The 12462-nt window shown below is 44.0% G+C and carries 3 protein-coding genes and 1 riboswitch; all 3 genes read right to left on the minus strand.

Annotated features, from left to right (window positions below; translation table 11 throughout):
* Nucleotides 1-517: 517 nt before the first annotated feature.
* Complete coding sequence (locus AC6I5A_RS00140) at nt 518-4690, minus strand: DUF7948 domain-containing protein (RefSeq protein WP_052167785.1); 4173 nt, start codon at nt 4688-4690, stop codon at nt 518-520.
* Between the two features lie 229 nt (nt 4691-4919).
* Nucleotides 4920-6056: a hypothetical protein gene (locus AC6I5A_RS00145; RefSeq protein WP_034610279.1), complete on the minus strand. Its 1137-nt coding sequence runs from the start codon at nt 6054-6056 to the stop codon at nt 4920-4922.
* 276 nt (nt 6057-6332) lie between these two features.
* Nucleotides 6333-6449: riboswitch (molybdenum cofactor riboswitch) on the minus strand.
* Between the two features lie 5 nt (nt 6450-6454).
* Nucleotides 6455-12085 (minus strand): DUF1533 domain-containing protein, encoded by a 5631-nt coding sequence (locus AC6I5A_RS00150; protein WP_034610282.1) that lies wholly within the window; start codon nt 12083-12085, stop codon nt 6455-6457.
* Nucleotides 12086-12462 lie beyond the last annotated feature (377 nt).

The raw sequence follows: 12462 nt of genomic DNA on the forward strand, positions 1-12462 counted from the left end.
TAAACTGAATTGAACCATCTGCCTGTCCCTCTATTCCAAATTGTCGTTGGTATTTCAGTGGATTAAGTACTATTGATTTAGAATGGTTTATATCTATTTTAATTGGTTTGGATTAATACTGTTCTAAAGTTTAAGTTTATCAAGAAGATAATAGTATCTGGACCGGAGGCGAATTTGAATTTCATTTACAATTAATCACATCCCCGGTAACATTATTACTACACACTATTTTAATCGTCGGATTCACCGGTATTACCGTACTGAGATCGATCATACTTTCTCCAGGGGCAGCAGTCTGATTAGCAAGATCTAGAGTGGCCAGAGAAGCACTGGTAAAAATCAGTTGGGTGCTTCCGCACCTCCGCCTCCCCCGGTTCCGCCTGCTGCAGACACAGTGCTGGGCCAGGCCTTACAATAGTTTTAGAGAAGCAAAAGGGACGGTCCATTTACTTCTACTAATGAAGCGAGAGAACCATCCCTTGATACACCTCCGGATATAGCTTTAGAAATTAACTGTTTACTGCAGAATGACAGGATTTCTGTCTACAGCGTTGGTCAGGTCGTCCACAATGTAAGCTTTTACTACGTCCCCTGACTTGATATTAAAACCGGCTTCAGCATTATTAACCATATCAAAATCAGCTTTTGTGGCGTTAATTGCTAACTGTATCCCGTCCCTTAAGTGTACAAATACAACTACTTCACTCCCTTCATGGGGGGAAACCGAAGTAATATTGACACTGAAATATTTGAATCCCGATATACCATCTTGTACTGTCATCATGATTATTCCATCTGCTGTTTGACCATTATTATAGTTGTCATCGTTTGCTGCCGTTACGATGTATTTTGGTTCAGTTACTGTCGTCACTTTTCCAGCCTCAAACGCGGCCAGCGCTTCATTTAAAACTGTTGTTGCTGTATCCAAATCCACCTGAGATTTACTTGTTGCAGTCTCCAGTACCGCTTGGGCAGCATTGATAGCAGTCTGCAAAGTTGATTTAGAACCCACTGCATATTTACCAAAGTCGGTTCCTTCCACCGCTCCGTTCAATATCACTGTCGCGTCAGCAATCTTTGCTGCCAGCGCCTCCGGATTCCCTGCCATATTTAGCTCACACGTAGCAACATTACTGCCATAACCTGCAACAACCGTTAAAGGTCCGTTGGCGTCGGTAGGAATCTGCAAATCCATAATGTAATTACCGACTTCGTCTGATTGTATTGAGTCCACAAATAATATGTTCTGCATACTATCAAGCATTTTTACAGTTACCCATGTAACAGGGTTTGCCTTGCCCGAAGCGGTAATTGTATCTCCCACGGAAACAACATTTTTATTTAATGTTAAGCTAATACTTACTGCAGCAGTCATTTTTGTAACACTGGGCCCGTTGGTGCTCCAATTGCCGGCCGCATCTCCCGCTTCCACCTTGAAGGTGTAAGTAGTGCTGGCGCTAAGATTCGTGACATTATATTCCGTGCCAACTACGGTATCCAATAATACTCCATCTTGATAGATCCTGTAGCCTGTCACGGCCATGTTGTCTGTTGCTGCACTCCAGGTAAGAGTCAACTCGCTGCTGCTCGTATCAACTGCTGTAATTGTACTGCCAGTTGGCCAAGTTGGCCTCACCATTTCACTTACTGTTACACTGGGACCATCGGTACTCCAGTTGCCCACATCATCTCCAGCCTCAACTTTAAAGGTATATGGGGTATTTGCAGTTAAGCCGGTAACGTTGTAGGTCCACATACTCGCCGGTACAGTGCCTATAAGAACTTCATCCTGATAAATTTTGTAGCTTGCTACTCCGATATTATCATCAGCAGCAGTCCAGTTCAGGGTCAGACGGTTCGCAGTAACGTTGCTGACAGTCAGACTGCTACCTTGTGGCCAGGTAAGCACTTGAAGTTCAACTGTAAGCGTTTTTACCGGGCCGTTTTCACTCCAGTTGCCAACCATATCACCGGCCTCAATCTTAAAAGTATACTGGGTGCCTTCTGTTAGTCCGCTAATTGTGTAACTTAAGACGTCGGCATTTACTGAGGCAAATTGTACACTATCTTGGAAGACCTTATACCCTGTCACCGCTGTATTATCCGTAGCAGGAGGCCAGGACAAGGTCAGTCCGCTGGAGGTCACACCGGATACGGTTATGGTATTGCCCGGCGACGGCCAGGTTGGCGGAGTAGTATCATTCTCCGTGGTGATAGTGAGGCTGGGGCCGTCGATAGTCCAGTTGTTCAGCTCCGAGTCCCCGGCTTCAACCTTAAAGGTATATGCGGTATTTGGGGTCAGACCTGTTGCCCGATAAGTCGTAACTCCACTGACAGTGTCGATTACAGTATTATCTTTGAGAATCCTATTAGACGGAGCGTTGGAGGCAGTCCAGGAAAGATCAACACTGGTTGGGGTTTTACCGGGTACAGTCAAAGTGCTTCCAACGGGCCAGTATGATAGCAAATCGCTGGACATTTTGAACAAGGCAGCCCCACTGGTTGGCCAAGTGCCGTAATCTGGAGAGACTGTGGGGGTTATTGTAATAGGAACTGAAGATCCCGCAGTATTGCCGCTGATTAGGAGATTACTATCGGCATCGAACGCGATACCGGCGCATGGCCCATTAGTATCAACTGTACCTTGACAAATAAAACTTGAGGTATATATTGTGAAAGCCTTGTCTAATTTTAAAACAACAATATTAGGGCTTGCACTTAGAGTAGTTTTATATGCTCCCGCCGTTGTTGGAAATGTTGATGAGCCCTGACCGGCAACGTAGACGCTGTCGTTAGATAGCGCCAGGGAAGTACCAAATTCATTACAAGAACTCGTACTGCCGAATAATGCGCTTCCGAGAAGGGAACTAAGATCGGCATTCAATTTAAGCACATACATATCTGTCGCTGTTCCGCTAGTGGCATAAGAACCGATACAGCCAGTATCAATTAGAAAGCCCCCTCCTGTAGAAGTTAGACCCGTAGCATAAATATTTCCATCTGAATCAACGGCCAGATCATATATCATATCGCTGCCATTTCCCCCCAAAAAGGTGCCAGCTTCCAAAGTTCCCAAGTCATTGCTCAATCTGGATATTACTCCATCACCAGAGCTGGTATTGACACCATCATTTATTTTCGAATCATAAGATGACCCGGCTAATGGATAAACAGAAGTACCTGGGATATAGGATCCAACATAAATTTTATCTTGGCAGATAGCAATGTTTGCATGGCCATTGCCCGTCCCTATACCCAGGAATGTGGAGGCAATAGGACTGGTCGTAATTGGATTGCTATTCTCATCTGAACCGCCGCTTAGGTCATTTTTCAGCTTGGTAACAACGATATAAGGCTTTCCAGATGTTAGGGCTGTACCGGCAATATTGGTATTGGCATTACTCGACGTATTCGGATATTTATTTAGATCGCTGGAATTATAGGTGGAATTCACCGTAATAATAACATTTCCTTGGCTGTCAAGCGCTATTTCATCACCATAATCATTATAAGTACTGCCAAAGGTTGTCAAAGCTAATGTAGTTAAGCTATCACCGCTTAGTTTTACCACAAAAACATCACTTCTTCTTTGATTTGATGTGTCAGTTGTGGAGAGAGCATTGCTATAAACACCAGTTGTAGAGCTGGGGAACCTGGTGGTAGCCTTATAATCACAGGAACTCGTTGACCCGACAATAAAGATATTACCATTCGTATCTAAAGCCATACCATTAACATAATCATCATTACTACCACCAAGAACAGAGTAGTTTAACACAGTTTTTAAGTCCTTACTGAATTTATAGACCGCAACATTTGCTCTATTAGATGCGGTATTTATATAACCGCCTACATATACATAATCACTGCTTGCAACTATTGGAATATGGTATACACCATTGGTCATCCCTTCTGTAGCGGAGCTAAAAACCCCCGCCAATAACGGGTCGATGACCAGCGGATAGGCCGGATTATAGTCGCCCAGCTCAAAACCGTAACTGTTGCTTCCCTGCAGGTCATATTTGACAGCTACATCAACTTTCTTGCCATCTATTTCCTGGTAAGCAATGGGGCTGGTCAACTGTACATTGCCTAAGTCCGTTCCAATTTCCAACTCGCCTTTCTTATTGATAAGAAGCGAATCGGCTCCATCAATAGTCAAGCGGATATCCTGCGGATCGCCGCCCGGCTGGATGGTGAAGATCTTCTCTATATTATTGCCATAGGCTTTGAGGCTTAACTCAATACCATCATACACTTCTCCAAGGCTTACTTGATTATAGGCAGGAATATTGGTACGCCATTTACTGCTGTCGTCGCCTATATACCAGTTACCGCTTGTCTGGCTTTGTCCAGCACCTACTGGATTTACCCCTTTCGCCCCTACCAGATTCTCCTGTACTTCACTGGTCTGGGTTTCTCCATTCACATCTTTGGAATGTGAATAGGTAATACCCTTATCGGTCACAGAAGCAGTCCCGGCAAAAGTACCTACGTAAAACTTCACAGCCGGATCTTCGATTTGTCCTTGATTTTTGATAAAAGGTATTTGGACGGCGGCAAGATTGGACTCGATTGCCGAGTCCGACGCTGCACTGCCGGATGAATCATCAGCATAGGCAACTGTTGCGCTTAAGCAAAGAAGCAGAGTCATCAAGACCAGTTGAAATATTTTAGTTCTTTTTTTCACTGTATATCATTCCCCCGTTTTTATGATGTATATAGGGCCTTATTTTTATAAAGCTAAACTAATATATAATAAGACTTTATTTTCTCGTTTAATTCCCTAATTGACGATTATTTAAATACAATATGAACACATATTAAAATTTGATAAATTTAGGTTATTGTTACCCTCAAGCGGAGTAAAAACTTCGCTTGAGGTATAATTAATTGTTTTTAAAAGCTGTTATAGGAGCTTATTGGGCTAAATAATTAGATAATCCGTTACAGTTACCGTTGGAGTCTACCGCTTCTATACGGACATAAGTACCGCTGGTCGGAGTAAAGCTAATTGAAGTACTGGAATCTGTGGTGGCATAATCAGGAGTACTGTAATTGCCCCAGTACTTGCTGGTATCCACATAGATATGGTAATGGTTAGCACCAGTTACACCAGTCCAGGAAAGGGTTCCGGAACTAAATGTCGGAGCGTAGAGAAATTTTGCGGGGATATCAGAAGCAGTAGTCGAAAAATCAACAGTGCTAGCACCTCTGGTATTACTATCATTATCAACTAGCTGCGGTACACCAAACGCATATGTTATGCCATATCGCAGGTTATGAACAGATGAATCAGTTCCACCATAAGTCATGGGGAAGAAGAAGCCTGTATGAGTAGCAACGCACATAGCGGGGAAACAATCGGTCCCCACAACTGAGTCAACGCCTTCCTTTAGAGTCATACCTGAAAGAACACTATCATGATTATTTTCGATAGGCCTGTCCACGATAAAACCGATATTACCTTCAACGGGAACTTTATTGGAGGAGGTATTGTCCCAAGGCATCTCGCTGATATAGGGAGTACCTGTGTACTCGTTTGAACTATTTTTAGTTTTGAATTTGAACATCCTGTCGCACTTATTACCGCTTGAGTCTACCAGGAATTCTCCAACATTTAAGTTATTGTTTGCCCGGATCACTCTGCTGACAGTTACTGTATATTGGGTATCAGTTGTTAGCTGAGATTCGAAAGTCAATGTAGCGGTACATCCATTGGGCAATGTTATAGGCGAAGGAAATTCAGAGGATGATACGCCGCTTCCTGAAGCAGAAGATATATTGCTAATGTCAATTTCGGTATTGCTGCTGTCATAAACTGTAAATTGATAGTCGGAACCATCAATACTCATGTTCTTATCTAAGTAAACCTTTAACTGGTCGGCTGTGGGGGAAGTGTTGTCAAGCAGTTGGTAGCCAAGAACATTGATCGCCTTATTGGTTGCCGCGTTTAGCGCAAAAGCACTCTGCACAGTAAGACTCAGTAACAGCCCCAGGATAATAATTACAGAAACGTACTTCCAGCTTTTACTGCTGGATATTTTATTAAGCATATAATTGACCTCCTACAATAAATTTGCATTGATTTTTGGTTGGTTCTTATTTCTTATTTTGACTGTTTCTTAATTAGTTATAAAATACCTTTGTTGTATTTGTTTTTTGATGCCCCAGTGGCATCATCTTTTTTATTAACATTTTAACAAAATTTCAATAATTAATATCATCTCCTTTTCGAGGTTAGTGCGTCAAATTATAACAGCCACCACCTCCTTAGATTTATTTTTTATTAATTAAAAGCCAGGTAGTTGCGAAAACGCAAAGCCTGGCTTTTATTACACACTGGCAATCCTTTCCGCAATGGGAGGTGCACCAGTTTCCCGGAACACCCAGATCCAAAGGCCATAGCTTAGGGCCACAGGCCTTTAGATTCGGATTCTTATTTAATTTTGCTTTATTGAAGGACAACCGGGTTAATATTTATATCGTTAGTCAATCTGTCCACAATGTAGGCCTTAATCAGATCGCCGGGTTTGACGCTGAAGCCGGCGACGGCATTGTCTGATTCAGCAGATGCCACGGATGTCGCACTGATGGCAATCTGACTGTTGTTCCTGATCTGGACAAACACCACCATCGGTTTCGTATAATAGGCATTTACTGGCGTAGTATTAACGGTAAAATACTTGAATCCGCTTATATTGCTGTTCACAGTCATAGAAGTGACTCCGTTTACAACCGACGGAGTATAAACGTTATCCGGAACTACTGCCAAAGTATATTTTGGCGCGAGTATCGTTTGACTGACACTGGCGTCAAGGTAATATTTATCCCCATAGGTAAAATCATACAGGTTTGCCGCACTAATAGTAATTGTATACGTACCTGACTTGCTAAAAGCATTACCATTAATACTTATCTTACCGGCACTTACCGTATATTGATCAGAAGTCAAAGAAGTGTTGTTCACAGCCATATTCGAGATATACTTGCGCCAATCCGCGTCATGGAAGGCGATCTCGATTACCTGGCCCAATACATTATTGGTGGTGTCGCCAGTCAGAGTCGGCGGATTCAATGGCGTTCCTTCTCCTGTGTAAAGGCTCTGTCTGACAACCGCATCACAGTATCCGGTAGCCTTGATATGGATATATACCAAGCCTGGAAATACATTGGGCTCGATGTGGATATTGCCGGCTTCAATAGTATACTTGTCGGCGGATACTACATATTCGGTGGTTTGATCTTCTCCGGTACCTAAATAATAGGTGATGCCAACGATAGCTGTCCGCCAGGCCGCATTATCTGAGAAAGCTAGATCAAGGGCTCTGCTTACCATAGTGTCCGTATTGTCTTCACAAACATTCGGAACCAGGTTAACAGCTGCCGGAGCGATTAATTGAGTTACACTTCCATCATCAAAACCGATAGCCTTAACGGTGATCGTATACGTACCTGCAGCACTAAATACCTTGTTGTCAAGTTTAATCTGGCCTTCACTAATAGAATAGAGACTGCTGTCTATGCTCTCTCCGTTGAGATATATTCCGCTGACAGCTTCCCGCCAGGTCTGATTATCGGCAAAGGTTAAAGTTATATCTTTACCCAGGTAATTATCGAGACTTTGCGCTCTCAAGATCGTCTGAGTAAAGGCCCCTGCAACGATATCCTGCTGGAAGCTGGTATCTAAGAAATGTAATTGTCTCGGTACACCTGAGCTGACCGTAATTGTGTAAGTACCGGCTTTAGTAAAGACCCTGCCGTCAATATGGATTGATCCCCAGGTTACTTTACATTGGCTCACATTAAGAGAAACATTATCAACTTTCACATCGGTAATATAGGTTACCCAATTCATATAATCATAGGGATCAAAATAGACATCTATATCCTGACCAACAGAATTACCCGACGTATCAGGAGTAAGTATCGGACTTGAAAGATAAGTATCCATGGTTAACTTAGCATCGGCATAACCGGTAGCCATGACTGTAATTATTATAGTGCCTCCGGCATGATTATATGGCAGGCCGACCGTAAGCTTGCCCTCCGCTGTACTGAAACTGCAGGCATGTTGATGCTGATCAGCATCAGTAGACATGCTGCATACGGTCACGCCGGTGATAGCGCTGCGCCAGGCTACGTTTTCGGTAAAGGTGATGTCTACTATTGGGTCAGATTGATAGCCTTCCAGAGGACTGACTAAAACTGTAGTTGTCGCCAAAGTCGGCGGGGTCTTCAGAGGCGTTTCTATAACCGTCTGGGTCAAAATAGCTGGGGCATAACCTTCAGCTTCGATAGAAATATCATAATCTCCGGCTTTATTAAAAACACTGCCGACAATCTGAATCTTTTCAGCGCAAATAGTATACTGTGAACTATTCTGGGTATTAGTTAGAGCATTGCCGTCCACCTTAACGCTGGTGATGGCATTTTCCCATGTAGAGTCTTGGCTAAAGGTCAACTCGATATCCTGATTTACCATGTTATCCGTAGTATCTGTCGAGACGGTCGGTGGTAATTTGGTACCATTAATATCTTCATACAAAAGGATCGGATTGTTTGAATCAACAGCATTGCTGAAAATAACAGCACTATTGCCGTCTCCTTTTGCAGGAGTGATTAGGTTAGCGGAAAGAAGTTTTTTGCCCGCTGCTTCGGCACTGCTCCCATCTATGATATCGCTACCGTTGACCTTGGTATAAGAAGTAACCGTATTGTAAGTATACTCACCCGTACTTGAATTATATTTCTGGTATGTCAGAGCTTCCCCGGTCCAGACCATGATTCCCTTGTCACAATCCGTAATCGTATTGCCACTGATCTCGGCTTTTACATCCTGGCTGAGGAAAATCCCCGCAGAAGGCATATTATCGATGCTTCCCTGATAGCCGCTGATGGTATTATCCTCGATGGCTGCCATACCGACGAAATCCTTGATGGCATAGCCGGGTTTTCCACCACCATCAAAGTTATTGCCACTGATCGTGATGGTTGAAGGATCGGCATTTAAGTCATAGCGTACCTTGTCTCGGTTTTCATCTATGTTTATTGCGCCTTTTTTGGCTGCTCCAAAATTACAATTGGTGATTTGGATATTTGCCGTTTTATAATAATCTTGCATACGGAAATCAACCGCATAGTTACTGTTTTCCAGACCGGTAAAAGTTACATTATCAAAGGTCGCACCCCCGACAACTTTAATCGGAGCTGAGTTTGCTGTTGTACTATAATATTTACCGTAAGCGTCGAACACAGCATTTTTTAAGACCGTGCCATTTTCAAGTATGGCCCAACCCCTGATCGTCTTTCCCTGACAGTCATAAGTCCCGCTTAAAGTTGCTTCCGTTGAACCTAATCCATCGGGAGAATAGAACCAGGAATCAATGATAACAGTTTGGACGACTGAATTAGGTAAAGCCCTTTTGAATTCCTCAGGACCAGCTACATGGGCCACCGACATCCAGCGAACGGTTATCGGTATATCTATAGTCTCAGATGAACAATTATTATCAAGATCGGAAGTGATAGTCGCCGTTAGCACCAGTGAGACATCATTAGTGTCAGCTGGTTTGAGGATATTACTATCTGCACCAAATAATGCTTTCAAATCAGCAGTGGTATTTTTATCTTTAAATACATCCGAACGGTTAGATGTCCAGGTTATATGGGCATTGGGGATAGGAGAAAGGGGCAGGTCGATATTTTGAGTAACACTATCGGCACTGTCGCCATCCGTAAAGCCTAAAGATATGCTACCGTCTTCCAAACCGGCTTTAACAGCGGCTATCACGCTTGCTGCATCGTCTTGCCCACTGCCAAAGACCACAGTGGCATCATTTCTATCAGATATTGTATCGTATGTAATATCTGATAAATGTTCATTGCCGCTATTATCGACCGCCGTGGCATTATAAACATATGTTCCCGGACCGGGTGGGGTATCGGTAAAGTTGGCTTCGAAACACTCGGTCTGAGGTTTCTGGACGATCGGCCCGGTGTTGTCGCCTATATATTTTCCATCACGATAAACCTTAAACTTGGCAACTCCGAAGCTTGGGCTGCCAACCCTTAGAGTCACTGTGGTATCGGTTTGGGAAACTAACTGGGTATAAATCGTATTGGTCATATAAATGGGATTCTCAAACACACCGAGAACCTCATCTATACCCTTGCTGTCAAAATTCCATAAAGCCACTTTAATAATTTGATCGTTTATCTCCGACTTATCCGTTTCCAGCATCGGCATCCACCAGTTCGAATAACCTTTCCAGGTCGTATCCAGCCTGTAGACGCTGATCTTTTCAATATCATAATCTTTCAGGGACCCGAGGGGCAGAGAAACGGTGACTTTGCTGCTGGCGGACCCATCAGGACCTTTTACATTGACACCATAAAAACAAGCTGCTAAACCGCTCTTTGGTAGCAGGCCTTCTGGCACACCGGGAACTTCGGAGTTGGCATTACGGACATTCACGGTGCTGACACCGCCGCTTTGCAGCTGGTCAGGATAAACTTTAAGCCCCCCCTCATAAATGACTGGCGCATTTTGAGTCATTGGTATATCGGCGCCCAGAGCAGCATAGATGATAGCCTCAGCACTGGCGCTGGCCAAATCCTTTACTCGTACTCCAACCTTTGACGTACCGGTGAGCACCCCGCTGCGCTCCACTGAAGCTGTCGTACCATTAACGGTAAGGCCAGCCCAGTCAGTAAACGTTGTGCCATCAATCACGATACTATATTCCAAATTTGATGCATTGGCAGGCAAACCTTTCAAGGTAATAGTTGTTCCCGCTAGAGTCGCTCCGCTTAACGTAACTACGCTGTTGATAAGAGTTTTGATTTCGGAAGTCAGAACAGCAGATTGATTTCCCGCTACATCCTCTGCCACCACTGTACATGTGTAGGTGGTGTCGTCGAGAAGACCTGTAAATGCTTTCGTCAGACCAGAGGCATATTCGGATTTTGGTATACCGACGCCTGAACTTACCTCAATTTTATATCTATATATGCCTACATTGTCGTCTGACGCAGGATAATTTACGGTAAATCCCTCGGTTGTAATGTCACTCGCCGTAATAGCAGCTCCAGCCGTCCAGGTGGGAGCCTCTGTGTCGGCGGGATTGCCTCCGCCGCCTGCCGGTGCCTGCCAGGTTAAGATGGGATAACCGCCGTTGATATTGGTGGCATCCTGCACCCAAGGTACCGGTGCCTGCGCAACGTTAAGCAGGGTTAAGAAGGCAGCATCCTTCATTTCCGCATCGGTTTTCAGACTGACGTTTGCCCCAACAGTACCCTGCATAACTGCTGCGTTCGGGCCGTTGAAATAGCTGTCAAGTGCCGTGCCGCCATTGATTCGGCCGATAATGCTGCCAGTGCGATCTGCTCTGCTTGCCGATAAATCTCCGATATTGTAGCAATATTGCACTACCGCCGGTAGGTCCATACTCCATCCGATAATGCCGCCAGACCAGTTGGTTCCTGCAATAGCTCCTGCGTTATAGCAGTTCAAAATTCTGCCGTAGTTTCGTCCTGCAATACCACCGGCCCAGTTTCCACTGATAGGTCCGGCATTGAAACAATACTGGATCGTACCGTAGTTATACTCCACGATACCACCGCAATTAGCGAGATCATTTCCAGTAATATTTATAATATTAAAGCAGTTTTCAATTGTACCATTATTTGTTACCGCAATGGGTGCTGTTTGAATGCTGCAGCCCGCAATGCCGGTAATGCCAAGATTCTGCACGGTGCCCAAGGCACCGATGGTTGTAAACAAGGTTGCATCAGAATTGCTGATTTTCTTGCCGTTTCCGTTAAAGGTGCCGTTAAAGCTACCTATGATGGTGGCCCAGGTACCTGTGGTTAAATCGATGTCTGCGGTCAACGCCACAGTCTTTCCCTCATAAGTGTTCCCGCCGTTCACCGCCGCAGCAAATGTCATAAGCTCCGCCGGGGTTCCGATGTATTCATCGGCTTCAGGCGAGCCAGCGAATACTGCTGTTGGGAGCATGGTAACAATCATGCAAATACAGCACAGCAGGCTCAGTATTTTTGTTCTTTTGCGTCTCTTTCTCATTTCGAACCTCCTTAAATTGATCATCATTCAGATTTCTGTATGGGAAAACCCAAGACCTAAGCTATTTTAGTCTTGACTTGTTATTGGGACAGAAACCACTATCAGAAATTACGATTTGTTTGAGTATCCTACAATGACATTAACTCGACATTAGTGTCCACCTCCTTGGAACTATTCTCTCTGAAAATCATTGAACTTTAGAGCTACCGATTCAAGATAGAGATAGGGTTCAATGAAGTGCCTAATGATGGGCTGTCCTGTGACAATTTGATTTAAAGACATTTTGATTTGGATTAACTGCATTTATACAAACATCACTCATCACTTCAGTGCATTCCGGATAGTACTCTCCTGAGCTGTGGTAATGACTGCTTCAC

The organism is Desulfosporosinus sp. Tol-M2 (assembly GCF_059735615.1).

What these genes read in the sequence shown, in the direction of transcription:
- AC6I5A_RS00145 (WP_034610279.1), bottom strand. Translation starts at nt 6,056, where the DNA reads ATGCTTAATAAAATATCCAGCAGTAAAAGCTGGAAGTACGTTTCTGTA.
- AC6I5A_RS00150 (WP_034610282.1), bottom strand. Translation starts at nt 12,085, where the DNA reads ATGAGAAAGAGACGCAAAAGAACAAAAATACTGAGCCTGCTGTGCTGT.